The following is a 24,429-nucleotide window of genomic DNA, read 5'->3' as shown; positions in this document are numbered from 1 at the left end:
GCCAGGAAAGGGACCTCCGATTTGACATAGATCAACTCCGGACATGCGCTATGCCTAGCCGCCTCAAGTTCAGCCATAAGATTCTGCTGGCCGCCTCACTCGTGGTGATTGCGACCTTCGCCCTGTTCACGCTGTTCAACGACTACCTGCAGCGCAACTCGATTCGCGAGAATCTCGAGAGCTATCTGAATGAGATGGGCGAGGTGACGGCCCATAACATCCATAACTGGCTATCCGGACGCATCCTCCTTGTGGAAAGCGCGGCTCAGTCGATCGGCAACGATCGCTCCGACGACGCTGTTGTCAGTCTGCTCGAGCAGAAAGCGCTGACTTCGACCTTCGCCTTCACATATCTGGGTGAGCAAAGCGGGAGCTTTACCATGCGCCCGCAAGAGGAGATGCCTGCCGACTACGATCCGCGTGTCCGCCCTTGGTACAAGGATGCGGTGGCCGCCGGCGGCACGACCCTCACCGAGCCCTATGTCGATGCGGCTACCGGTGAGCTGATCATTACCATTGCGACCCCGGCACGTGAGGGCAGCCAGACCGTTGGCGTGGTCGGCGGGGACCTTGGCCTGCAAGCGTTGGTGGACATCATCAATGCCCTGAACTTCGATGGCATGGGCTATGCCTTCCTGGTCAGTGGCGATGGCAAGGTGCTGGTCCATCCCGACAAGACCAGGGTCATGAAGACACTGGCCGAAATCTATCCGCAGAACACTCCATCTCTGACCAAAGGCTTGAGCGAATCCGAAGTGGACGGCCAGGCGCGCATTCTCAGCTTCAGCCCGGTTCCCGGCCTGCCTTCGGTGACCTGGTACGTTGGTATCTCGGTTGAGAAGGACAAAGCCTACGCGGCCCTGGCCAGCTTCCGCGCTTCGGCGTTGGCGGCCACGGTTATCGCTGTTGTGTTCATCCTCGTGCTGCTCGGCATGCTCATCCGCGTGTTGATGCGTCCGCTCACCGACATGGGCCGGGCGATGACCAACATTGCCGAGGGCGAGGGCGATCTGACCCGCCGTCTCACCGTGCAATCGCAGGATGAGTTCGGGGTGCTGGCGGCCGCATTCAACCGCTTCGTCGAACGTATCCATGGCTCGATCCGGGAGGTCTCCTCGGCGACCGAACAGGTCAATGAGGTGGCACAACGCGTACTGGCTGCCTCGAACTCCTCGATGGTCAACTCCGACGAGCAGGCCAGCCGCACCAACAGTGTCGCGGCGGCAATCAACCAGCTTGGTGCCGCTGCCCAGGAGATCGCCCGCAACGCGGCCGATGCTTCGCAGCAGGCCAGCGGTGCCAGCCATCAGGCCGAAGACGGGCGCAAAGTCGTCGAGCAGAACATCGAGGCGATGAAGCAGCTGTCGAACAACATCAGCGCTTCCTGTGCGCAGATCGAAGCGCTGAACAGCCAGACGGTTGGCATCGGACAGATCCTCGACGTCATCAAGGGCATCTCCGAGCAGACCAACCTGCTGGCGCTCAACGCAGCCATCGAAGCAGCCCGCGCCGGTGAAGCCGGGCGAGGCTTCGCGGTGGTGGCCGATGAGGTCCGCAGCCTGGCCCATCGCACCCAGACGTCGGCGCAGGAAATCCACGGCATGATCGAGCAGTTGCAGGTTGGCGCCCGCGATTCTGTGAGCACCATGACCGCCAGTCAGCGGCAGTGTGAGTCGAGTGTTGGCATCGCCAACCAGGCCGGCGAGCGCCTTGGCAGTGTGACCCGCAGCATCGGCGAGATTGACGCGATGAACCAGTCGGTGGCGACCGCGACCGAGGAGCAGACCTCGGTGATCGAGTCGCTGAACATGGACATTACGGAGATCAACACCTTGAACCAGGAGGGTGTGGAGAACCTGCATTCGACCTTGCGGGCGTGTGGAGACTTGGAGCAGCAGGCAGCGAGGTTGAAGCAGCTGGTGGGGAGTTTCAGGATCTGATTTCTTGTTTAAATGAAAGGGCGCTTCGGCGCCCTTTTTTTGTGGGCAACAAATAGGCGGCGCGGTTGCGAGGCTCTTGGGCTTGGGCTTCATTAGGTCGGCCTAATTGCGGTGTCGGCCAAAGCATTGGTTTCGCCCAGCAGGGCGAAACCAATGCGTCGGCCAACTCCGTAAATAAGCTGCGCCAACGAAGCACAAGCCAGAAGCCTTCGCGAGCAATCTCGCTCCTACTGAAGGCGGCGGAGCGGGCATACGGCACGGAAGCCTTACCGGGACACCCAATCGATCGATTCCCCACCCCCATGGTCGAGATGAATCAAGGGCCTGCATTCGGGCCCCCGATCAAAGGAGACCCCATGAAAGTTCTCATCGTGCTCACATCCCACGACAAGCTAGGCGACACCGGCAAACCCACCGGCTTCTGGCTCGAAGAATTCGCCGCCCCTTATTACGTCTTCAAGGACGCCGGCGCCGAGATCGTGCTGGCCTCTCCGAAGGGCGGCCAACCGCCACTGGATCCGAAAAGCGATGCGCCCGATGCCCAGACCGAGGCGACCAAACGTTTCAAGGACGATGGCGAGGCCAATGCACTGTTGGCCAACACCCGCAAGCTGGACGAGGTGTCGGCGGCAGACTTCGATACCGTGTTCTATCCCGGCGGCCACGGCCCGCTGTGGGATCTGACAGGCAACGCCACTTCCATCGCTCTGATCGAATCCTTCATCAAGGCGCGCAAGCCAGTGGGTGCGGTCTGCCATGCGCCGGCGGCGTTGGTTCAGGTGCGTGGGGTGGACGGCGAGTATCTGGTCAAGGGCAAGCGCGTGACAGGCTTTACCAACACCGAAGAGGAGGGCGTCCAGCTCACCGAGGTGGTGCCCTTCCTGCTCGAAGATAAACTCAAGGAAATCGGTGGCGACTACAGCAAGGGCCCGGACTGGTCCTCATACGTGTTGGTCGATGGCCTGCTGGTGACCGGCCAGAACCCTGCCTCCTCCGAAGAAGCCGCGAAAGAACTGCTCAAGCTGCTGAAAGCGGGCTGAAGCGGCTTAGCGAGGCCAGACCATGGACTCGGTCTGGCTGCAGGTTTCAAACAGCGGTTTGCTGAACAGATAGCCCTGCAGCAGGTTGATTCCCAAATCCTGCAGGGCGCTGCATTCATCGGCGGTTTCCACACCTTCGGCGATCACCTTGATTCCCAGCTCGGCGCAGATCCCTACGGTCCCACGGACGATGGCCTGCCTTACCCTGCTCTGGTCGATTCCGCGAATCAGATCCATGTCCAGTTTGATCAGGTCTGGCTGAAAATCCGCGAGCAGGTTGAGGCCGGCAAAACCAGCACCGAAATCATCAATGGCCGTAAGAAAGCCGATGCGCTGGTACTCACGAAACACCTCCGTTAGCCACTTCGCATCACTGATGCGCTCGCCTTCAACCGTCTCGAAGATGATCCGCTCGACCGGGAAATTGTGAGCACGCGCCGCTTCCAGCGTCGAGCGGATGCACAGCTCGGGACGATAGATAGCGTTAGGCAGGAAGTTGATCGACAGCATGCCCTGCATCTGGAGCTTGGCAGCGGTCTTGATGGCCTTGACCCGGCAGGCCTGGTCAAAGCGGAAGCGATTGTCCTCAGTCACCTGTGACAGCACGCTGGGCGCGGGCTCGCCATTGACGCCGCGCACCAACGCTTCATGAGCGAAGATCTCGCGCTTGGAAATGTCGACGATCGGCTGGTAGGCATAGCTGAAGCGAAAGCCCAGGCGCTCGCCGCTGGCGCAGCTTGGGCAGGCGCCATGTTCGCTGGCAGCGTGGCAGGCGTATTCGCTTGGAGCTGGGTTACCGGCAGTGTTGCTTTGGATCATGGCGGCGCTCGTATAAGAAACCTGTGCTGGGTTGTAGCGGCCGGTACAGCCGGCCCTATAGCCCACTCGTCACCGGACCGGTCAGTCACGTTCAGCTGAGCTATCTACCACCATAGTAGGTTAGAAACGCTACGCGATGATGGCTAAGTGCTACGACACGCCATATTCATTTGAGTTCCGGGTGGATTAAGCCGGTTCTGACTTAGCTGATTGTCGGTTTTAGTGTGGTCGGCGGAAATGCTTGAGGTCGTCAAAGACGATGCTGGGTGAAATCGAGATGATTTCGCCCCTGCCACAGCAATCGTCGCGACTTGCCGGTCGATGCATGGCAGGGTGGAGTCTGGCCCTTAGCCCACAACCCGAGCTATGGCGGCCGCCAGCTGATCGAGCCGTGCAGCATCGAGCCCCGCGATGTTGGCCCGACCACTTTCCACCAGATAGACCGCATCCTCGCGGCGCAGACGCAGCACCTGATCGGCTGTCAGCCCGGTGTAGGAGAACATCCCGCGTTGCTCGGCAATATGCGCGAAGCGCTCGGCCAGGCCATGCGGCGCAAGTGCTTCCACCAATCCCTGCCTCAACGCTGCGATGCGTTCGCGCTTGGCGGCCACTTCCTGCTGCCAGAGCTGGCGTAGCTCGCTGTTGGCCAGGATCGTCCCAACTACAGCGGCGCCGTGGGACGGCGGTGTGGACCAGAGATTGCGCGCTACCGAGGCGAACTGGCTGCGCACATCGATCAGCGAGTCGCCGTCCGCAGTAACCGCAATGAGCGCGCCGGTGCGTTCCCGGTACAGACCGAAGTTCTTCGAGCAGGAGCTGGTGATCAGCACCTCCGGCAGTGCCTCGACGAACAGCCGCACCGCCCAGGCGTCTTCGTCCAGCCCGTCGCCGAAGCCCTGATAGGCGAAGTCGAACAGCGGCAGCAATTCACGCGTCCGGACGATGTCCAGCACCTGGCGCCAGTCGTCCTGAGTCAGGTCGTACCCGGTGGGGTTGTGGCAGCAGGCGTGCAGCAGCACCACATCGCCACTGGGAATCCTCTCCATCGCGGCAAGCATCGCCGGTACGTCGAGTCTGTTCTGCGAGTCGACGTAGGGATAATGCTCGACCTTCAATCGGGCTGCAGTGAATAGCGTTTCGTGAATCGGCCAGGTCGGGTCGCTGAGCCAGAGGCTGCGGCCCGGCAGACATTTAGCGATGAAGTCTCCTACAAGCCGCAGTGCACCGGTTCCGCCCGGTGTCTGAGTGCAGCCGGCGCGGTTGTCGACGAGCGCCGGCGAGCCTTCACCCAGCACCAGTTTCAGGAGCTGCTCACCGAACAGCGTATCGCCGTGACCACCGATGTAGCTCTTGGTCTTTTCACTTTCGATCAACCGCTGTTCCGCCTGCTTTACCGCCTTGGGGATCGGCGTCAGGCCCAGAGCGTCTTTGTAGACGCCGACCCCTAAGTCGAGCTTGGCCGGGTTCGGATCGGCGCGATAGGCATCCAGCAACCCGAGGATAGGGTCGCCGGGCACCCGCGCAACGTCGCTGAAATGCTTCACTTACGGCCCTCTGCGGTTTTCGCGACCTCGTCGGTACGAGCAGCCATGATAAAGTCGTTGCGGTGCAGGCCTCTGATGGAGTGGCTCCACCATGTGACGGTGACCTTGCCCCACTCGGTGAGCAGGCCAGGATGGTGACCCTCGGCTTCAGCGATTTCGCCGACGGCATTGGTGAAGGCCAGGGCGTGGCGGAAATTCTTGAACAGAAAGACCTTCTCCAACTCCATGTGTCCGTCGCGGGTCTCGATGTTCCAGTCCGGGATCTGCTTGATCAGCTCGGCCAGTTCGTCATCGGAGACTTTCGGCGCGTCCGCGCGGCAGGCTTCGCAGTGGGCTTGGTTGAGGGCGGTCATTGATGGGTCCTTATGATGATCGGTTGGTTGAGTGGAGCGGTGGGCTAAAGCCCACCCTATGTGATGGGTTTGATGAGAGTTAAGCAGCGTAGGGTGGACAACGCCTCAGGCTTGTCCACACGTCGGGTTCGGTCCGCCGCGTTGCCCGAGCAACGTAGGTTGGATGACGCCAGAGGCTCATCCACCAGTTGGTCGGGACAACCCGCGCCGCCAGACATCGTCGAGGTCGAAGCCAACGCGCGGAAATGCTTCGCAGTTTTCCACCCTACGCTGCTTTCGGCGGAAACTTCGGCTGGTGCAGGCCCAGCTGCATGGCAGTGCGCACGTGGGCCATGATGTCCTCATGGGCCACTTCGAACAGACGCTTGAGCTCGGGCAGGACGAAGTAAACCGGCTGCAGAATGTCGATGCGATACGGCGTGCGCATCGCTTCAACCACGTCGAATGGCTGGTGCTCGGGCTCATCGGAAACGCTGTAAAGCGTCTCCTTCGGCGAGGAAAGAATACCTCCACCATAGATGCGCCGGCCTGCCGGGGTATCCACCAGGCCGAACTCGATGGTCATCCAGTACAGCCGTGCCAGGTAGACGCGTTCTTCCTTGCTGGCCTTGAGGCCGAGCTGGCCATAGGTATGTGTGAATTCTGCGAACCAGGGGTTTGTCAGTAGCGGGCAGTGGCCGAAAATCTCGTGGAAGATGTCCGGTTCCTGCAGGTAATCCAGCTCTTCGCGCGTACGGATAAAGGTGGCAACTGGAAAGCGCTTACTGGCTAAGAGCTCGAAAAACGTCTGGAACGGAATCAGTGCCGGTACACGTGCCACCTGCCAGCCGGTGGTCGCATCCAGCACGCGGTTGATCTCATTGAGCTGCGGAATTCGGTCGTGGGGCAGGGCGAGTTGTTCGATGCCATCCAGGTATTCCTGGCAGGCACGGCCGTCGAGCAGTTTCAGCTGACGTTCGATCAGCGTCTGCCAAACCCCATGTTCGGCGTCGGGGTAGGCAATGTGGCCTTGCGCATCGGGCTCGCGGGCAACGTATTTCGTGGCTTTCATCTGACCTCCTGAGCGGGATGGCCGCGTAAGTCTTGTTGTTGTAGATGCCTCCATCTGATCCCGCTGGGCGCTGGATAGCCAGGCGCCGAGTGCCACGCTGCGGCAAATCGTCTCGCATAAGCGTAACGAAAAGCTTACGCGTTCTCGATTAATTGGAGATCTAGTCTTGCTTGGCGGCTCTGCTGTCAAATAATCTTGACGGTAATTCACGGCGGTCATTAAAAAAACACTGCCGTACATAACAAAATGCCCAAGGCGGCCTGCATGCGAATCAAGATCCTCTGCCAAAACCGTGTCGGCATTCTTCGCGACATGCTCGAATTGCTGGTCGACTACGGCATAAACGTTGCCCGTGGCGAGGTTGGCGGTGAGCACGGCAACGCGGTGTACCTGCACTGCCCCAACCTGATGAATCTGCAATTGCAGGCGCTGCGGCCCAAGATCGAGGCACTGCAAGGCGTATTCGAGGTGCGCAAGGTCGGATTGATGCCCAGCGAGCGCCATTCGCTGGAGCTCAATGCCTTGCTGGGCGCGCTGGAATTTCCGGTCCTGTCCATCGATATGGCTGGCGCTATCGTCGCTGCCAACCGCGCCGCTGCGCAGCTACTCGGCGTGCGGGTGGATGAGGTGCCGGGCATGAGCCTGTCGCGCTACGCAGAAGACTTCGATCTACCGGAGCTGGTGCGGGCCAACAAGGCGCGGATCAACGGCCTGCGCGTGACCATCAAAGGCGACATATTTCTTGCGGACATCGCGCCGCTGCAATCGGAGCATGACGACAGCGAGGCCTTGGCCGGAGCGGTACTGACGCTGCACCGCGCCGACCGTCTGGGCGAGCGCATCTACAACGTGCGCAAGCAGGAGCTGCGCGGCTTCGACAGCATTTTCCAGAGCTCTAAAGTGATGGCCGCGGTGGTGCGTGAGGCGCGGCGCATGGCACCGCTGGATGCGCCGCTGCTGATCGAGGGCGAGACTGGCACCGGCAAGGAGCTGCTGGCGCGTGCCTGTCATCTGTCCAGCCCGCGTGGCCAATCACCCTTCATGGCGCTCAACTGCGCCGCGCTGCCCGAATCCATGGCCGAGACAGAGCTGTTTGGTTACGGACCCGGCGCTTTCGAGGGTGCCCGGCCCGAGGGCAAGCTCGGTCTGCTGGAACTGACGGCGGGCGGCACGCTGTTTCTCGACGGTGTGGGTGAGATGAGCACCCGGCTGCAGGCCAAGCTCGTGCGCTTCCTGCAGGACGGCTGCTTCCGCCGGGTCGGCAGCGACGAAGAGGTCTACCTCGATGTGCGAGTGATCTGCGCGACGCAGCTGGATTTGTCCGAACTCTGCGCCAAGGGCGAGTTTCGCCAGGATCTCTATCACCGCCTCAACGTACTGTCATTGCACATACCGCCACTGCGTGAATGCCTGGATGGTCTTGAACCGCTGGCGCTGCACTTTCTCGATCAGGCCAGCCGACAGATCGGCTGCGCCTTGCCGAGCCTTTCGCCGGCCGCGCTCGAGCGTTTGGCCGGCTATCACTGGCCAGGCAATGTTCGGCAGCTGGAAAACACCCTGTTTCAGGCGGTTTCGTTGTGTGAGGGCGGCGTGATCAAACCCGAACATATTCGGCTGCCCGACTACGGGACGCCGAAGCCGCTGGGTGATTTTTCGCTTGAAGGCGACCTGGACAGCATTGTCGGGCGTTTTGAGAAGGCCGTTTTGCAGGAACTCTATCAACGCCACCCCAGCAGCCGGTTGCTAGGCAAGCGGCTCGGCGTGTCACACACCACCGTGGCCAACAAGCTGCGGGAATATGGCGTTGGCAAGGAGGGCTGACTGCCTTGCATCGCTGCGGCAGCCACCGATCACAGCGCAGCCCGCACCGGTAGGAGCCAGCTTCCTGGAGATCTGAGATGGGCGCTACAGCGGTGTCAGATTTGACGCACAGGGATCGCCAGCAAGCTGGCTCCTACGAAGAGCAAGATAGTGCCCGCTTGATGGATTTGAACGCAGTCCGACATGTAATCGTTTTGTGCATCGAATTCGCATTCACTCAACCACCGCACAGCAGCCACCTGTAGGAGCCAGCTTGCTGGTGATCAGAGATGGGCGCTGCATCAGTGTTAGGTTTGACGCACAGGGATCGCCGGCAAGCTGGCTCCTACGAAGAGCGAGATAGTGCCCGCTTGATGGATTTGAACGCCGTCCGACATGTAATCGTTTGGTGCATCGGCATCGCATTCACTCAACCACCGCACAGCAGCCACCTGTAGGAGCCAGCTTGCTGGCGATCTGAGATGGGCGCTGCATCAGTGTTGGGTTTGACGCACAGGGATCGCCAGCGAGCTGGCTCCTACGAAGAGCAAGATAGTGCCCGCTTGATGGATTCGAACGCAGTCTGACAAGTGATCGTTTTGTGCATCGAGATTGCATTCACTCAACAACCGCACAGCAGCCATCTGTAGGAGCCTGCTTGCTGGCGATCAGAGATGGGCGCTGCATCAGTGTTGGGTTTGACGCACAGGGGTCGCCAGCAAGCTGGCTCCTACGAAGAGTGAGATCGTGCCCGCTTGATGGATTTGAACGCCGTCCGACATGTAATCGTTTTGTGCATCGAATTCGCATTCACTCAACCACCGCACAGCAGCCACCTGTAGGAGCCAGCTTGCTGGCGATCTGAGATGGGCGCTACAGCGGTGTCATGTTTGACGCGGATCTCCAGCAAGCTGGCTTCTACGTAAAAGCAGCAAGGAATTGCGCGTCCTGGCTAATGCACAGCCTGCGTCACTGCGTCGATCAATGCCTGCAGGTCGATGGGCTTGCGCAGGTGCAGGGTGAAGCCGGCGGCCTTGGCTTTTTCCACGTCGCGCAGGGTGCCGTACCCGGTCAGGGCAATGCTGGGCGTGTCTGTGTTCTGCCCATCTTCACGGATGGCCGTCATCATCTTGTTGCCGTCGATTTCCGGCATGCCGATGTCCGAGACGATCACGTCAAAGGTCATCCGCTCAGCCAGATCGATCCCGCGTGCGCCGCCGTCGGCGGTCGTGACATGTGCGCCTTCGCTTTCCAGCAGTTCGCACATGGTCTCGAGGATGTCTGGCGAATCATCCACCAGCAGAATCCTGATGCCAGCCAGCCCACCGATATCACCCTTGTTGGCGAGGTCGTTGAGCTCCAGCTCGGTCTGCAGGTGAATCGGTAGCCAGACGCTGAAGCGCGCACCCCGACCGATCCCTTCGGAGAAGGCTTCGATGCGCCCGTTGTGCGCCTCGACCAGCTGCTTGACCAGCGCCAGTCCGATACCTAATCCATGTTTGGAGCGTTGCGCGTGTTGCATTTCGGCCTGGCCGAACATGTCGAACACCTTGGGCAGGAAGTCAGCCGAGATTCCCTCGCCTGTGTCGATGATGTCCAGCCGGGCCTGCTCGCCATCGCGCTCAAGCTGCATGCAGATGCGATCGCCGCCCTTAGTGAATTTCCAGGCGTTGTTGAGCAGGTTCCAGATGACTTGTTCGAGACGTGTCGGATCGGCCTGAACGTAGACAGCCTGCTCCGGTTTGAACACCTCGAAGGTCACGTTTTCGGCCTGCGCCAGTGGCGCGAACACGGCTTCGATGCCGCGTAAGACGTCCTGATACTGCAGCGTGGAAAACTGCAGCTTGAGTTTGCCGGTACGGATCCGCGAGACGTCCATCAGGTCATCGATGATCCGCGATTGACTGCGTACTGCGTTCTGGATTGCCTGGGCGGCCTTGCGCAGGCTTGGAGAGCTCTTCGTGGCTTGCGAACGTGCAATCAGGTCGGTGTTGAGTTGGACCAGGTTCAGCGGGTGCTTGAGCTCGTGGGATAGCACGGCGAAGAACTGATCCTTTTGCAGGTTGGCAGCCTGGATGCTCTCCAGCTCGCTTTGCTGTTCGGTGCTGCGTTGTTTGTCCTCGGTGAGGTCGCGGGCGATCTTGGCAAAGCCGGTGACTTTGCCGTCGTTATCGACCAGGGGGTTGACCAGGCCGCTGAAGAAGCAGCGGGTGCCATCCTTGCGAACATGCCAGCGCTCGTCCGTTGCCTGGCCTTGGCGCAGCGCGCGTTTACGCTCTGCCTCAGGCACCCCCTGCCGACAATCCTCTTCGGTGTAGATCAGATCGACCTTCCGCCCGATAGCCTCCTGCTCGCGGTGGCCGAATATGATCTCCGCGCCGCGGTTCCAGGTCGTTATGGTGCCATCGCAGTCCAGGGTGATGATGGCGTAGCCCTTGGTGCTTTGCGCCAGCAACTTCATGTGAGCCTCGCCCGCGCGCAGTTCTTCTTCGGCCCGACGGCGGTCGGTGATATCGATGAAGGTCAGCACGGCGCCCTGAATGCGGTCGTCAAGCGTGCGGTAGGGGAGAAGGCGTGCCAGAAACCAGCGCTCACGCTTCTGATCGCTGATTTCGCGCTCCACCAGACGGAGCTCTTCGAACGCCTGAGTGGCGTCTTTGTGCAGTTGCGGGTAATCGAGGCGATGGGTGATATCGAACAGGGATCGTCCCGCATCGTTGCCGATGACGTTGAAGATGTCCTTCGCGCGCGGAGTGAACCACTTGATGCGCATCTTCCGGTCGACGAAGACTGTCGCGATGTCGGTCGAGGAGATCAGGTTCTGCAGGTCGTCATTGATCTTGGAGGTTTCGTCTACCTTTGTCTTGAGTTCGAAGTTGACGGTGGTGAGCTCTTCATTGATCGACTGCAGCTCTTCCTTGCTGGTTTCCAGCTCTTCGGTGGCCGAGCGCAGCTCCTCGTTGATGGCCTGGAGTTCCTCGTTGGAGGCGCGTAGCTCTTCGGTGGAGGTTTCCGAATGCTCCATGGTGGCCTGCAGCCGTTCCTTGGTTTGTTGCAGCTCTGCCTCCAGCTGGGTCAGGACGCTGTCCCTGCTGTCGGCATCCTTTGCGTTGCTGTCCATGCAGGCTTCCACTTCATCGAAGAGCACCAGCATGTAGTCGCTGCCGGCCTCGTCGTCGCGGAAGGGCCGTACCACCATGTTCACCCAGTAGTTTCTACCGTCGCGCTCTAAGCGCACTCGCCGAGCTTCGACACTTTTGCCGGTGTGCGTGGCCTGGTACAGCGCGGTGCGGAGCTCGAGCCGCAGCTGTGGATGTACCAGTGTTGTCAGGTTCAGTGAAGGTTCGCCGCCGACGTAGCGCAGAAAATTCCCGGCCCGATCGGACATGTGCACGATCTCGGCCTCGTGGTTCACGATGACACTCGGCGGGGCGTACTGCTCCAGAGCGCGCTGGTGAACGTCGGCAAAGGAGAACTTCCTGCTGCGTCTGCTGGGCTCACTGAGCGATGGCCGAGCCGGTGCTGCTAATGCAAAGCCACGGAAAGGTCCGGCAGGCGCGCGGCGAAGTGGAGAGCTCACTTCCCTGGCACGGTAGATGCGGTTCTTCTTGTCGATCGGCGCGAAGAACTGACTACATGGATCAGCGGTTTCCGAGCTGCCGAGAAACAGGAAGCCGCCGGGATTGAGCGCGAAGTGGAACATGCGCAGTACTTCGAGTTGAATATCCCGGTCGAGGTAGATCAGCAGGTTCCGGCAGGAAATCAGGTCGAGGCGAGAGAATGGTGGGTCACGCAGGATGTTGTGACGCGCAAAAAGAATGCGCTCGCGCAGCTCCTTCCGCATGCGGAAGTGATTCTGCTCCTTGACGAGGTATTTACGCAGCCGCCCAGGCGGTACGTCCGTGACAATGCCTTCGGTGTAGACACCGACACGGGCTGTATCCAGGGCGCGGTCATCGATATCGGTGGCGAACACCTGCAGTGACATCCGGGTGCTGTCGCTAAGTTCGGCCTGGTCTGCAAGCAACATGGCCAGTGAATAAGCCTCTTCGCCGGTCGAGCAGGCGGCCGACCAGACGCGCAGGGTCTTATTCCCGGCGCTTTCCTTTTCCTCGAACAACGTCGGGATGACGTCGCGTTCAAGCGCCTCGAACGCCTCTCGGTCGCGAAAGAAATTGGTCACGCCGATCAGCATGTCGGCCAGCAAGGCCGGGGTTTCTTCCGGGTGGCTTTGCAAGTGCCTGGCATAGCTCGGCATATCCCGCAGTGCGTTGACCTGCATTCGACGCTCGATCCGTCGTAATACCGTGGCCTGCTTGTAATGGCGAAAATCATGGCCAGTGCGTGCGCGCAACGCACCGAGAATCTCGCGAAGGGCCCGTTCATTTGGTTTCGATTGAGCATGGGCATGGTCGTGTTCAACCTCACCCTGGGCGTTGCCGGCTTGCTCAGTGTCGCCAGTAGACGCAATGGGTTCTTGCTTGGCGAGCAGCGCTTCCAGGTTATGACCCAGCTCTACCAGCTTCTGCGGGATCTCGGCCACGGGGAGCACAATGTCTACCATGCCGGTCTCGATCGCGCTGCGCGGCATCGAGTCGTACTCGGCGTCTTCCGGTGTCTGCGCCAGCGTGACGCCACCCTGTTCCTTGATACGCGATAGCCCAACGGATCCGTCCGAGCCGCTGCCGGAAAGTACGATGCCGATCGCGTGGCTGTGGTGCACATCGGCCAGAGCGCGGAAGAACAGGTCAACAGCAACCTGCGGGCCACGTTTCCGCTTGGGCTCCAACAGGCGCAGGTAGCCGTCGTTCATCGACAGGTCCATCGCCGGCGGGATCACATAGATGTGGTTGCGCTCGATAGGGACCGACTGGGTGACTTGCAGAACGGGCATCTTGATGACGTTCTGCAGAATCTTGTCGGCGTTGCTCTCGTGCTTGGGCGACAGGTGCATGATCACGACGAAAGCCATGCCGCAGTCGGCCGGCATGTGTTCGAACAAGGTCAAGAGTGCTTTGAGGCCACCCGCCGAGGCGCCGATACCGACCACGGGGAAACGTAGCGTGCTGCGTGCAAGCTCAGTGTTTTTCGGGGTGGAAGGCTCACCACTGGTGCTCATCGAATCCTCGCGTTTTTTGCACTGTCCTGACAGATATCAGAAGAATGACAGCAAACCGGACGAGACAATTCATCAGACGGGGTGCCGTCTGCAGGATGATAGAGTTTTTTGCCGCGACGAATGTTACTGAGCAATCTGCCGTGCTCAGGCCCGTTCAGCACTCGATGATATTGACCGCCAGGCCGCCTCGGGCGGTTTCCTTGTATTTACTCTTCATGTCGGCGCCGGTCTGGCGCATGGTTCGGATGACTTTATCCAGCGATATGAAATGGGTGCCGTCTCCGCGCAGAGCCATGCGCGCTGCATTGATCGCCTTCACCGAGCCCATGGCGTTGCGCTCGATGCATGGCACCTGGACCAGCCCGCCAACCGGGTCGCAGGTCAAACCTAGGTTGTGCTCCATGCCGATCTCAGCCGCGTTCTCGACCTGTTTTGGCGTACCGCCGAGCACTTCGCACAACGCACCTGCGGCCATGGAGCAGGCCACGCCCACTTCGCCCTGACACCCCACCTCGGCCCCGGAAATCGAGGCGTTTTCCTTGTACAGAATGCCGATGGCTGCCGCCGTCAGCAGAAAGCGGATCACGCCCTCCTCATCGGCGCCAGGGATGAAGCGCATGTAGTAGTGCAATAGCGCCGGAATGATGCCGGCAGCGCCATTGGTGGGTGCTGTCACCACGCGTCCCCCGGCGGCATTCTCCTCATTCACGGCCAGGGCGTAGAGGTCGACCCAGTCGAGGACGGTCAGTGCGTCGCGCAGATTGGCTTCTGGGTGTTCACTGAGCTGTCGATAAAGACCGGCAGCACGACGCTTGACCTTCAAGCCGCCAGGCATCACGCCTTCGGTCTGGCAACCTGCGGTGACGCAGTCCTGCATGACTTGCCAGATGTTCAGCAGGCCGGTACGGGTCTCGGCTTCCGGGCGCCAGGCCGATTCGTTGGCCAGCATGATCTGGCTGATGGACAGTTCGTGCTCGTCGCACAAAGCCAAAAGCTCTGCGCCGCTATGAAAGGGATAGGGCAGGGGCGTTCGGTCTTCCACAATGCGGTCGTTGCCCGCAGCATCCCCATCGACCACGAAACCGCCGCCTATCGAGTAATACTCGCGGCTGCGCAACTGCAGCCCGGCTGCGTCCAAAGCTCGGATGATCAAGCCGTTGGGGTGAAAGGCCAGCGGCTTGCGGATGAACTGCAGGTCCGCGCCGACATCGAAACGCACGGGCTTGCTGCCTAGCAGCCGGATCTGACCGGACTCGCGGATCGCTCCCAGGCGTTGTGGGATGCCAGCGGTGTCGACGTCTTCGGGCAGCTCTCCTTCGAGACCGAGCAGCACAGCCTTGTCGCTCCCGTGACCTTTGCCTGTAGCGCCGAGCGAGCCGTACAGCTCAACCTTCAAGCGCTCGACCGAATCGATCAGCTCATCGCGCCGCAACCCTTCGGCAAAGCGCAACGCCGCGCGCATCGGGCCGACGGTATGCGAACTGGATGGGCCGATACCGATCTTGAACAGATCGAAAACGCTGAGTGACATGCTGGGCTCCGAGTCTAAAGGCTCTTGTCTAGCCTAGACCCTCTATGCCGCTCAGCTGTTTCAATTGTGCGCGCCTTTGTCTGACTGGCCGTCGCATCGGGTCGCTTCGGATCCGCCCCATGGGTTGGCTTCCAGGCTGTTGTGCACGCAGGTTGCCGCCTGGGCTGCCTGGCCGATGGCAACACTTATCTGCTTGAGACCCATGGTGACGTCGCCGATGGCGTAAAGCCCATGCATGGAAGACTGTTGGTGCCCGTCCACCTGGATCCCGCCGCATTCGTCACACTCGAGGCCAAGCTGCACCGCCAGATCCGAGCGAAAACGCGCGCCGAGGCTCGGGTAGATGATGTCGAAGTGGTGCCGCTCACCTCTGCAGGTCAGCAGCTCTATACCGGTTTCGCAAGGGTGCAAGGACTCGACGCGGTCACTGATCACACGGATGGCGTAGTGCTCAGCCAGAGCGATGGCTTGGCTGCAGGCATTGGGTTCGCCATGCACGACCACGGTCACCTGATCGGTGAAAGTACGCAGGAATACTGCGTGATTGATGGCGTTTTCTGCCTCGCCGTAGACCGCGACGTTATGCCCGTCGACTTCATAGCCGTCGCAGATGGCGCAAAGCCTGAGCTTGCCATCGCCTATGGCCTGCTCGACGTCGGGCATGTCCGGCAGCGTGTCTTCGATGCCGGTGGCAAGGATGATTCGCCGGGTCACACAGGTGCGGTCGCCATAGCGAACACTGAAACCCTCGGTGTGTGGCTCGATCTGCTCCACGCGACCATGCTCCAGTTTTGCGCCATAGCTGCTGGCCTGTTCCCGCAAGCGAGCCAGTAGCTCGTTGCCGTTGATGCCCGGCGGAAAGCCTGGGTAGTTGTGCGAGCGCGGGATCCATGAAGCGCGGCTGGACCCAGCGTCCACGACCAGGCAACTGCGGCGAAACCGGGCGAGATACAGCGCTGCGGTCAGCCCACCCGGGCCGCCGCCGACAATGAGGCAGTCGATCACGTCGGCGTTCTGGCTGTGTGTCGATACATCATTCATGGCACTGGCCTGGCTGGTGGTGTTGGCTGTAGAAGTGAAGGCAGGTTTGAAAGTTCGTTTCTTCCGATGAGCGCAATGTGCAGATTTGAGAGCTGGTCGGACCTTCAACCCTTGTGCCAGAGCCTGCGATGGCCAACACTGCGCGCGCTTTTGACCGGCCAGAGCTATCCTGCACCGATCGGTCACATTGCCATTCCAACAAAGACCAGCCGTGATTCCTGTCACCGAGCCGTGGTCACCCCGCTGTACTGAGTCAGGCGCGTCACACCTTGGGCCGTCTGAACCCATATCGAACTGCAATCAACCACTCGAACGGTGCTCACAAGGCGTCGCCTCGAGCTTATTTCCCGTGGGGGTCAAAATGTTCAAATCACTTATCGTTGCGCCATGCGCCGCGCTGTACTTGTTGTTGGCTCCGGTCGCAACCGCAGCCGAAACTATCGTCATCAAGTTCGCCCATGTCGTGGCGGAAGACACACCCAAGGGCAAGGGCGCGCTGCTTTTCCAGAAGCTGGTGCGCGAGCGTCTGGGCGGTACGGTGGAGGTCGAGGTCTACCCGAATTCGAGCCTGGTAGGCGACGCTGACGAGATGCAGGCCCTGCTGGATAACAAGGTGCAGATGCTGGCGCCGTCACTGTCCAAATTCACCGAGTATTCGCCGAAGCTCGAAGTGTTCGACCTGCCATTCCTGTTCGATGACGAAGCGGCGGTGGCGCGCTTCCAGAAACGCGAAATGAGCCGCGAGCTGCTGCGCTCGATGGCCGATAGAGGTATCTACGGCTTGGCATATTGGAACAACGGCCTCAAGCAGCTGACCGCCAACCAGCCTTTGCGCACTCCGGCCGATGCAGCGGGCTTGGCGTTCCGCATCCAGCCTTCCCCTGTGCTCGAAGCGCAGTTCGCTGCGGTGGACGCCAAGGCCGTTCGTATTCCCTTCATGGATGTAGCAAAAGCCATGCAGAGCGGGACGGTACAGGGCACCGAGGGACCCTGGTCGAACATCCGCGGCCAGAGCGCCGGAACCAAGCAGACCTACGTGACCGAAACCAACCACGGTGTGCTCAATTACATGCTGGTAACCAACGCCAAGTTCTGGACGAGCATCCCGTTTGCGGTGCGCTCGGAGCTGGACAATATCCTGCTCGAGGTCACTCAGACGGTGAACGCCGAAGCGGCATCGATCAACCAGCGCGAGCGCGAACGCATTCTGGCCAGCGGCAGCAGCACCCTGGTAACCCTCACTCCCGAGCAGCGTCAGGCTTGGCGCGACAAGATGCAGCCGGTATGGAAGTCCTTCGAGGCGCATATCGGAACTGACGTGATGCGTGCGGCGCTGACTGTCAATCGCCGCTGACAGCCGTAACGCCGGTCGAGCCGAACAGCAGGGGCTCGCAATGAACCCCTGTCGGGCATCACCGCGCAACCAATGTGCCGTTTTGAGAGCTGGTTGGACTTTCCTGGCCTTGTGCCGCGCCCGGTGATCACGAAGACTTCCCCTCGGTAGGCAGAGGCTCTAGCTCCGGAGCCATTGCCCGTCTCATTCCAATAAAGGCCAGCCGCCGACCGCCGCAGTCGAGCCGATCTGGCTACCCAAACCTAAAAGCGGACCGACCACGTTGTTGCGTGAGTCCGGACCAATCGTTAGTCGATCAACCACTCGAACGGTGCTCATGAGGCGCCTTCGGGCTTTTCCCGTTGGGGGTCAGATGTACAAGTCTTGTGTTGCTGCGATGGTCGCGGCCCTGTATTGGTTGAGTGCCCCGGCGATGGCGGCCGAAGGTGAGCCGATCGTCATCAAGTTCGCTCACGTAGTGGCCGATGACACGCCCAAGGGCAAAGGCGCGCTGTTGTTCCAGAAGCTGGTCGGCGAACGCCTGGCCGGCAAGGTGAAGGTCGAGGTCTACCCGAACTCCACCCTGGTGGGCGATGCCGACGAAATGCAGGCGCTGCTGGATGGCAAGGTACAGATGTTGGCCCCGTCCCTGTCCAAGTTCGACAAGTACACAAAGAAGCTGCAGGTGTTCGACCTGCCGTTCCTGTTCGATGACGAAGCGGCTGTTCAGCGTTTCCAGAATCGCGAAATGAGCCGCGAGCTGCTGCGCTCCATGGCTGATTCCGGCATCTATGGCCTGGCCTACTGGAACAACGGTCTTAAACAACTTTCCGCCACTCGCGCGCTGGTCAAGCCGGAAGATGCCGCTGGCCTGGCTTTCCGTATTCAGCCGTCGACCGTGCTCGAAGCCCAGTTCGATGCCGTTGGGGCCAAGCCGGTACGCCTGCCGTTCGCCGATGTCTACAAGTCGCTGCAGAACGGCGTGGTGCAGGGCGCTGAAAACCCCTGGTCGAACATCGCCAGCCAGAAGATGAATACCGTGCAGCCGTTCATCACCGAGAGTAATCACGGCGTGCTCAACTACATGCTGGTGACTACCTCGAAATTCTGGATGAGCATGCCATTTGCCGTGCGCTCGGAGCTCGAAGGCATCGTGCTTGAAGTCACCCAGACGGTGAACAAGGAAGCTGCAGCGCTCAACCAGCGCGACCGTGACCGCATCGTTGCCAGCGGCACCAGCAAACTGATCACTCTGACGCCGGAGCAGCGCCAGGCTTGGCGCGAGCAGATGATGCCGGTATGGAAGACTTACGAAGCCGATATCGGTGCTGATGTGATCCGCGCCGCGCTGACCGTCAACCGCAAGCGCTAGACCTCTACAATCGTGCGGCCGGCCCCGGTCGCACGACATCCACCCGCTGCATCACCGCCCGCCGAGCCTGGCGCACCGCGCCGCCCTCACTCTTGCTCCACCATTGCGCCATCCATGGTGTTGATCTGTCGCCATCTGCAGCGCGGACTAACACAGATCGGCCTGGCATCCCCTTCGCGCAGAAACTGCGCCCCCTGAATGAAAGGCAAGTTCCGCCATTTCACGATTTGCCTCATGGCTCGAATGCGCCATGTGATGACGGTTATGGGCTCGTCGATGCCGGTCTTTGACCTGCGTCCCTGGAAAGCAGGCTGCTAGCATCCTCAAGCAGCGTGGATTCAGCCCGTTTTCAAGGAGGGTATCCGCCCCTGATGCCAGCGTTTAGACCCGTCATCGAATAAGAAGGAGAACAGCACGTGGCAAGTAATCCTGGGCAAGACCCGGCGACAGCCGGGGAAAGTATTCCCGCACCGACCGGGGCGGCCAACCTGATCGATACCGATTACGTCATCGGTCAGGACAATATCAAACGCAGGTTCTTCGACGTTCACAGCAAGGTTTTCAGCGTCTCCGCGCTTGCCATCGTTCTGTTCGTGGTCGTTACGCTCGCCTTGCGCAGCGACGTAGAGCCGATGTTCACCGCGATGCGCGACTGGTTGACCGGCAATCTGGCGTGGTTCTTCCTCGGCTCTGCCAACATCTTCGTTCTGCTGTGCCTGGGGCTGATCCTTTCACCTCTAGGCAGAGTGCGCCTGGGAGGTAGGGAAGCGACGCCGGATTATTCCTACACCGGTTGGTTTTCCATGCTGTTCGCCGCCGGCATGGGCATCGGCCTGATGTTCTACGGCGTCGCCGAACCCATGTCGCACTTCTCCACGGCCATCGGCGGCACTACCGTGGAGAATGGCGTGCGCACCGACTGGGCTCCGCTGGGAGGCGCTGCTGGCGATGCCCAGGCGGCCGCCAGCCTGAGCATGGCGGCGACCATCTTCCATTGGGGCCTCCATCCTTGGGCGATCTACGCCATCGTGGCGCTTGCTCTGGCGCTGTTCTCCTTCAACAAGGGGCTGCCGCTTAGCATCCGCTCGATCTTCTACCCGCTGCTGGGGGAGCGCGTGTGGGGATGGCCGGGGCACATCATCGATATCCTGGCGGTATTGGCGACGCTGTTCGGTTTGGCTACCTCCTTAGGCCTGGGTGCTCAGCAAGCGGCAGCGGGCCTTGAGTTTCTTTTCGGAACGCCGAATACCGACACCAGCAGGGTGTTGCTGGTCGCGGGCATTACAGTCATCACCTTGGTATCCGTATTGGTCGGTTTGGACAAAGGTGTGAAGCGCCTGTCGGAAATCAACATGGGGCTCGCGGTCCTGCTGCTGCTATTCATTATCGTGGTGGGGCCGACCCTTGCCATCGTGACCGGCTTCTTCAGCAATCTGGGCAGCTACCTGACCAATCTGCCGGCATTGTCCAACCCGATCGGTCGTGAAGACGCGAACTTCAGCCAAGGCTGGACTGCTTTCTACTGGGCCTGGTGGATCAGCTGGTCGCCGTTCGTGGGTATGTTCATCGCCCGTGTCAGCCGCGGCCGTTCCGTACGTGAGTTCCTGATCGCTGTGCTGCTTGTGCCCTCACTGGTCTCGGTCCTGTGGATGACAGCATTCGGCACTACCGCCCTGGGCCAGTTCGTCACTGAAGGATTTACCGGGGTAGAGGAAGCGGCGCTGGAGTTGAAGCTGTTCGCCATGCTTGGCCAATTGCCGCTGACGGAGATCAGTTCCTTCGTGGGCATCCTGCTGGTGATTGTGTTCTTCGTCACCTCGTCGGATTCCGGCTCGCTGGTCATCGACACGATCACCGCAGGCGGCAAGATCAACGCGCCGGTGCCACAACGGGCGTTCTGGGCAATCCTGCAGGGGATTGTCGCGATCTCCCTGCTGCTAGGCGGTGGATTGGTCGCACTACAGGCCATGGCGGTTTCCACCGGCCTGCCGTTCACCATCGTTCTGCTGGTGGGCTGTATATCAATCGTGAAAGGCTTGATGAGCGAGCCACGCTAGCTCGCGCCAGTACCGATTCGGGGGCGCGCGCGGACGCCCCCCTGACCATCTTTGACACATCTGAAGTGGACATGGAGGCAGGCGCGACTGGTCATGGTCGCGTCTTGCTCAACTCCAAAGATCCCCCACTGGGGTTGTCGGTGGATAGTGCATGGCCACCTGTGCCTGCAGAAGTTCAGCAGTCGCCAGGGCATCGGTCAGGGCATGGTGGGCCTGGTAGAGCGGCAGACCATAGCGCAAGCGGCTATCGGCCAGGCGGATCGATATCGGTGGTTTACCGAACAGCTGGCGCAACCAGCCGCGCCGACGCTGGCGCGGATAGAGGCGCGCTTCCAGCTGCATGGTGTCGATGACCGGAAACTGCAGCCCTTCACCCAGCAGATGGCGAACCGCCTGGTCGAGAAAGCCGCGTTCGATATTGCGGTAGTGCACCACCACGAGCTTGCCGGCCATGACCGTGAGCAGTTCGTCGAGCACGTTGGCCAATCTTGGCGCTTGGCTTACGTCCGAGTGGGTAATGTGGTGAAAAGTGATCGATTGGCTGCTCAGTTCGCATACCGGTTTGACCACCCAGTAACTGGCGTCACGGCAACGGATGCGACGCAGATCGAAGGGCACCTGACCAAGGCTGACAATGGAATCCTTGCGGCTGTCCAACCCCGTGGTTTCTACATCATGGGCCAATAGTGGCACTTGCTCCAGGGGCGTGTCGGCGCTGACCGTGCCGGCCTGGTAGAAACGCGCCAGGCGCGGGTCGCGGGCCGTCTGTGCCAGTTCGGCGAAGAGGCCTGGCCAGTCCGTGGCTATGGGTGATCTGCTCCGCTTCATAATGGCCGGTTTTGCAGTTGGCCCGGATAACGGAAGCGCAGGAACTGCTGCGCATTGCTCAACACCTGAAAAGCCGACTTGAGGTTGTGCCGCTCATTGGCGGAGACCTTCTCAGGTTCAATGTAGTTGTCCGGTTCGCGCCCCTCCAGCAAGTCCATGGCCTGATGGCGGATGCGTACGATGGAGAGGAACTCCAGGGCATTGCGCAACTGGGTGATGGCGTCCTCGGTCAGCAGCTTGGTGGCTGCGATGGCGTCCAGGCGCTCCAGCGAGTTCTGCGCCTTGGAGCCGGCTGCGAGGGCATGCACGCGGATCAGATCGGTGAGAGGGGCGGTGCCGCGACCCTTGAGGTTGATGATGTTGTTCTGCTGGCCGTCCTTCTCCATCACGAATGTACGGAAGAAACCCAGTGGCGGTTTGCGGTTGAGCGCGTTGCGCGCGAGGTTTGCCAGAAACAGCGGGTTGCTGCTGGCCTTCTGTGCGATCAGATCCTTGAGGTTCTCCACCAGGCCAGCCTCGCCATAAACGCTGTCGAGGTCGAAAAAAATACTGCTGTTGAGCAGCGTTTCCGGATTCGGTTGCTCTATCCACTGGGTGAAATAGCTTCTCCAGACGCGCAACGGCTGACGCCATTTGGGATTGCTACCCATGATGCCGCCCTTGCAGTAGCTGTAGCCGCACGCCGCCAGGCCGTCGCTGACGAAGGTCGCCAATTGGCGGAAATACTCATCGTGGATGCGCGGGTCGAAGCGGTTATCGATCACCAGCGCATTGTCCTGGTCGGTGACGATCAGCTGCTCGTCGCGCGCCATCGATCCCAGGACCATGTAGCAGTAGGGCACCGGCGGCGGCCCGAGATGCTGTTCGGCCAGCTCCAGCAGGCGATGGGTCAGGCTGCGACCGATGCCTGACATGGCGCTGCCGATCATGTGTGCGGAGGCCTCTTCGTTGACCATCCGCAAAAAGGTTGCACGCAAGTCGGGCAGCAGGGCCTGCAACTCCGCAACCGATTGCTTGTTGAAGATGCTGTTGACCAGATAAAGGCTGCTCTGCGACTCGTATTTGATGATGTCCGACAGATTGATCACCCCGACCGGACGCTGACGGTGCACCACCGGCAAGTGATGGATGTTGTTGCGTAACATGCACAGCATTGCCTCGAATACCGAGTCGTCGGCCTGAATGGTGATCGGGCTGGGTGACATCACCTTATCGACCGGCGTATCCAACGGCAGGCCTTCGGCCAATACCCGGATACGCAGGTCTCGGTCAGTGGTGATGCCAGCCATGATCTGGCTTTGTGGTGCCGAACCGGTAGTGGGTGGCCCGAAGATCACCAGCGAAGACACTCCATGCTCGGTCATCACCTGCGCCGCCTCCTGCACGCTGGTACCTAGCGGCACGCTGACGGTGCGCCGCGTAACCAGCTTGCGCACCTTGATCTTCATCAGCTCGCTGGCCTTGCCCTGGGGTTCTTCGACTTTCAGGCGGGACTGGCCTTCGGCCTCGACGAAGTCGGCAAAGGCATCATGGGCCTCGCACAATTGTTCAAACAGCTGGCCGGGGATGAAGTAGATGAGGCTGTCCTCGATCGCCCTTGCCGGCAGGCGGACCTTGTGGCCACGCAGCAGGCCGAACTGGCCGAAGACCTCGCCCTCCGATAGCCGGTTGTACAGTTCGCCGTTGCGCCGGTAGATCTCCACCGCACCGCTACGGATGTAGTGCAGTTCATCGATCGGCTCTCCATAACGAAGAATGTCGCTACCAGCCTTGAAATAGGCGACCTCTATCTGCCGGGCGATATCGTCGAGGGTGTCGTCCGGCAGTCCATCGAAGGGGGCGAAGCGACTCAGGTGGTCGCGTATTTCGATCAGCTCGACCTGCATGCGGGGTCTCCTGGCCGGACTTTGTTGATGCATTGAACCATAGCGCGGCTGGTAGCGTTCATGGCACTGCAACCCGAGTCGTTGGCAGGTAGCCCGGCGTCGCTCGCTGGCGAAACTTGAGCGGAGTCAAGAGAGGTGGACGACGGTGCGGTTGCATGGGCCGTGAACAGGTATGGCTCTGCTAGGCTGGCGCGCATCAATGTCCGGAGGAGCCGTGATGAGCTATTCCCTGTTACATCTCATTCATCTGCTGGCGGCGATTTTTTTCATCGGCACCCTGTTCGTCGAGGTGGCATTACTCAGCCGCGTTCGCCGGCAGATCGAGCCGCAGCCTATGCAGCTCGTCGATAAAGCGATCAGTGCACGCTCGCGGGTGGTGCTGCACTGGGTCGTTCTGTTCGTTTATGGCGCTGGGATCGGCTTGGCCTGGTATCACCGCCAGGCGCTGGCGAATCCGTTCTCCAGCAGTTTCGGCACCATGCTGTCGTTGAAGATTCTGCTGGCCATCGGAGTGTTCTTCACCTTCGGCATGGTGGCCATGCTGCTTCGCTCGGGGCGAATGACGCCGGCGCGCTACCGGCGCATTCACTGGGCGATATTTGCGCAGATGATCGGCATCGTGGTGCTCGCCAAGGGCATGTTTTATATCCATTGGTGAGTGCTTCATTGGCACGCGTCTAGTTCATCGGTGCCAGCCTCGCGATGATCCGGATCA

At 60.5% G+C, this 24,429-nt stretch carries 17 protein-coding genes; 7 read left to right on the top strand and 10 right to left on the bottom strand.

Features of this window, described 5'->3' with window-relative positions; genetic code table 11:
• The first annotated feature begins 50 nt into the window (after positions 1 to 50).
• A complete protein-coding gene (locus tag EA797_RS13345; protein WP_122165905.1) occupies positions 51 to 1,940 on the top strand; it encodes a methyl-accepting chemotaxis protein in 1,890 nt (629 codons plus the stop codon).
• A gap of 356 nt (positions 1,941 to 2,296) precedes the next feature.
• Complete coding sequence (locus EA797_RS13340; RefSeq protein ID WP_122165903.1) at positions 2,297 to 2,980, top strand: type 1 glutamine amidotransferase domain-containing protein; 684 nt, start codon at positions 2,297 to 2,299, stop codon at positions 2,978 to 2,980.
• 6 nt (positions 2,981 to 2,986) lie between these two features.
• Here the strand turns inward: EA797_RS13340 and rimA are convergent, their stop codons facing one another.
• The 4 genes from rimA to phhA all read right to left on the bottom strand — a co-directional run bounded on the left by rimA (position 2,987) and on the right by phhA (position 6,747).
• Entirely contained in the window at positions 2,987 to 3,799 is an 813-nt protein-coding gene (rimA, locus tag EA797_RS13335) for a S6 modification regulatory phosphodiesterase RimA (protein WP_122165901.1), read from the bottom strand.
• A gap of 347 nt (positions 3,800 to 4,146) precedes the next feature.
• A complete protein-coding gene (locus EA797_RS13330; RefSeq protein WP_122165899.1) occupies positions 4,147 to 5,343 on the bottom strand; it encodes an amino acid aminotransferase in 1,197 nt (398 codons plus the stop codon).
• Positions 5,340 to 5,696 (bottom strand): 4a-hydroxytetrahydrobiopterin dehydratase, encoded by a 357-nt coding sequence (locus EA797_RS13325; protein ID WP_122165897.1) that lies wholly within the window; start codon positions 5,694 to 5,696, stop codon positions 5,340 to 5,342. The genes EA797_RS13330 and EA797_RS13325 overlap by 4 nt, the downstream gene beginning before the upstream one ends.
• A gap of 265 nt (positions 5,697 to 5,961) precedes the next feature.
• Positions 5,962 to 6,747, bottom strand: a complete 786-nt coding sequence (phhA, locus tag EA797_RS13320; RefSeq protein ID WP_122165896.1) for a phenylalanine 4-monooxygenase — start codon at positions 6,745 to 6,747, stop codon at positions 5,962 to 5,964.
• 264 nt (positions 6,748 to 7,011) lie between these two features.
• Here phhA and EA797_RS13315 point away from each other — a divergent pair, with 264 nt between their 5' ends.
• Positions 7,012 to 8,568, top strand: a complete 1,557-nt coding sequence (locus EA797_RS13315) for a sigma-54-dependent transcriptional regulator (RefSeq protein WP_122165894.1) — start codon at positions 7,012 to 7,014, stop codon at positions 8,566 to 8,568.
• A 931-nt stretch (positions 8,569 to 9,499) separates the two neighbouring features.
• On the opposite strand, the gene EA797_RS13310 is transcribed toward EA797_RS13315, so the two are convergent.
• From EA797_RS13310 to EA797_RS13300, 3 genes are all read right to left on the bottom strand, one after another.
• Positions 9,500 to 13,666, bottom strand: coding sequence for a CheR family methyltransferase (locus tag EA797_RS13310; protein ID WP_122165892.1), 4,167 nt, complete (start codon positions 13,664 to 13,666; stop codon positions 9,500 to 9,502).
• Between the two features lie 154 nt (positions 13,667 to 13,820).
• A complete protein-coding gene (locus tag EA797_RS13305; RefSeq protein ID WP_122165890.1) occupies positions 13,821 to 15,197 on the bottom strand; it encodes an L-serine ammonia-lyase in 1,377 nt (458 codons plus the stop codon).
• A 60-nt stretch (positions 15,198 to 15,257) separates the two neighbouring features.
• On the bottom strand, positions 15,258 to 16,238 hold the full coding sequence (locus tag EA797_RS13300) for an NAD(P)/FAD-dependent oxidoreductase (RefSeq protein WP_208644442.1): 981 nt from the start codon (positions 16,236 to 16,238) through the stop codon (positions 15,258 to 15,260).
• Between the two features lie 361 nt (positions 16,239 to 16,599).
• Here EA797_RS13300 and EA797_RS13295 point away from each other — a divergent pair, with 361 nt between their 5' ends.
• Positions 16,600 to 17,592: a TRAP transporter substrate-binding protein gene (locus tag EA797_RS13295; RefSeq protein WP_122165888.1), complete on the top strand. Its 993-nt coding sequence runs from the start codon at positions 16,600 to 16,602 to the stop codon at positions 17,590 to 17,592.
• A 183-nt stretch (positions 17,593 to 17,775) separates the two neighbouring features.
• On the opposite strand, the gene EA797_RS22130 is transcribed toward EA797_RS13295, so the two are convergent.
• The gene (locus tag EA797_RS22130; protein WP_255832046.1) at positions 17,776 to 17,910 is read right to left on the bottom strand and encodes a hypothetical protein; all 135 of its coding nucleotides are present in this window, start codon (positions 17,908 to 17,910) and stop codon (positions 17,776 to 17,778) included.
• A 34-nt stretch (positions 17,911 to 17,944) separates the two neighbouring features.
• Here EA797_RS22130 and EA797_RS13290 point away from each other — a divergent pair, with 34 nt between their 5' ends.
• Positions 17,945 to 18,943 (top strand): TRAP transporter substrate-binding protein, encoded by a 999-nt coding sequence (locus EA797_RS13290; protein WP_167468813.1) that lies wholly within the window; start codon positions 17,945 to 17,947, stop codon positions 18,941 to 18,943.
• A 416-nt stretch (positions 18,944 to 19,359) separates the two neighbouring features.
• On the top strand, positions 19,360 to 21,000 hold the full coding sequence (locus tag EA797_RS13285) for a BCCT family transporter (RefSeq protein WP_122165886.1): 1,641 nt from the start codon (positions 19,360 to 19,362) through the stop codon (positions 20,998 to 21,000).
• 108 nt (positions 21,001 to 21,108) lie between these two features.
• On the opposite strand, the gene EA797_RS13280 is transcribed toward EA797_RS13285, so the two are convergent.
• On the bottom strand, positions 21,109 to 21,828 hold the full coding sequence (locus EA797_RS13280) for a 3'-5' exonuclease (protein WP_122165884.1): 720 nt from the start codon (positions 21,826 to 21,828) through the stop codon (positions 21,109 to 21,111).
• Positions 21,825 to 23,714 carry a DUF294 nucleotidyltransferase-like domain-containing protein gene (locus tag EA797_RS13275; RefSeq protein WP_122165882.1) on the bottom strand — a complete coding sequence of 630 codons (1,890 nt, stop codon included), beginning with the start codon at positions 23,712 to 23,714 and terminating at the stop codon, positions 21,825 to 21,827. Before EA797_RS13275 ends, EA797_RS13280 begins: the two co-directional genes overlap by 4 nt.
• A 217-nt stretch (positions 23,715 to 23,931) precedes the next feature.
• Between EA797_RS13275 and EA797_RS13270 the strand changes: the two genes are divergently transcribed.
• Entirely contained in the window at positions 23,932 to 24,372 is a 441-nt protein-coding gene (locus EA797_RS13270; protein WP_122165880.1) for a CopD family copper resistance protein, read from the top strand.
• Positions 24,373 to 24,429 lie beyond the last annotated feature (57 nt).

This window comes from Stutzerimonas zhaodongensis (assembly GCF_003696365.1).
Lineage (GTDB): Bacteria > Pseudomonadota > Gammaproteobacteria > Pseudomonadales > Pseudomonadaceae > Stutzerimonas > Stutzerimonas zhaodongensis.
Note: the sequence above shows the minus strand (reverse complement) of the source record. Positions and strands in the feature narration are given on the sequence as shown.

What these genes read in the sequence shown, in the direction of transcription:
- EA797_RS13345 (WP_122165905.1), top strand. Translation starts at nt 51, where the DNA reads ATGCCTAGCCGCCTCAAGTTCAGCCATAAGATTCTGCTGGCCGCCTCA.
- EA797_RS13340 (WP_122165903.1), top strand. Translation starts at nt 2,297, where the DNA reads ATGAAAGTTCTCATCGTGCTCACATCCCACGACAAGCTAGGCGACACC.
- rimA (WP_122165901.1), bottom strand. Translation starts at nt 3,799, where the DNA reads ATGATCCAAAGCAACACTGCCGGTAACCCAGCTCCAAGCGAATACGCC.
- EA797_RS13325 (WP_122165897.1), bottom strand. Translation starts at nt 5,696, where the DNA reads ATGACCGCCCTCAACCAAGCCCACTGCGAAGCCTGCCGCGCGGACGCG.
- phhA (WP_122165896.1), bottom strand. Translation starts at nt 6,747, where the DNA reads ATGAAAGCCACGAAATACGTTGCCCGCGAGCCCGATGCGCAAGGCCAC.
- EA797_RS13315 (WP_122165894.1), top strand. Translation starts at nt 7,012, where the DNA reads ATGCGAATCAAGATCCTCTGCCAAAACCGTGTCGGCATTCTTCGCGAC.
- EA797_RS13310 (WP_122165892.1), bottom strand. Translation starts at nt 13,666, where the DNA reads ATGAGCACCAGTGGTGAGCCTTCCACCCCGAAAAACACTGAGCTTGCA.
- EA797_RS13305 (WP_122165890.1), bottom strand. Translation starts at nt 15,197, where the DNA reads ATGTCACTCAGCGTTTTCGATCTGTTCAAGATCGGTATCGGCCCATCC.
- EA797_RS13300 (WP_208644442.1), bottom strand. Translation starts at nt 16,238, where the DNA reads ATGAATGATGTATCGACACACAGCCAGAACGCCGACGTGATCGACTGC.
- EA797_RS13295 (WP_122165888.1), top strand. Translation starts at nt 16,600, where the DNA reads ATGTTCAAATCACTTATCGTTGCGCCATGCGCCGCGCTGTACTTGTTG.
- EA797_RS22130 (WP_255832046.1), bottom strand. Translation starts at nt 17,910, where the DNA reads ATGAGCACCGTTCGAGTGGTTGATCGACTAACGATTGGTCCGGACTCA.
- EA797_RS13290 (WP_167468813.1), top strand. Translation starts at nt 17,945, where the DNA reads ATGTACAAGTCTTGTGTTGCTGCGATGGTCGCGGCCCTGTATTGGTTG.
- EA797_RS13280 (WP_122165884.1), bottom strand. Translation starts at nt 21,828, where the DNA reads ATGAAGCGGAGCAGATCACCCATAGCCACGGACTGGCCAGGCCTCTTC.
- EA797_RS13275 (WP_122165882.1), bottom strand. Translation starts at nt 23,714, where the DNA reads ATGCAGGTCGAGCTGATCGAAATACGCGACCACCTGAGTCGCTTCGCC.
- EA797_RS13270 (WP_122165880.1), top strand. Translation starts at nt 23,932, where the DNA reads ATGAGCTATTCCCTGTTACATCTCATTCATCTGCTGGCGGCGATTTTT.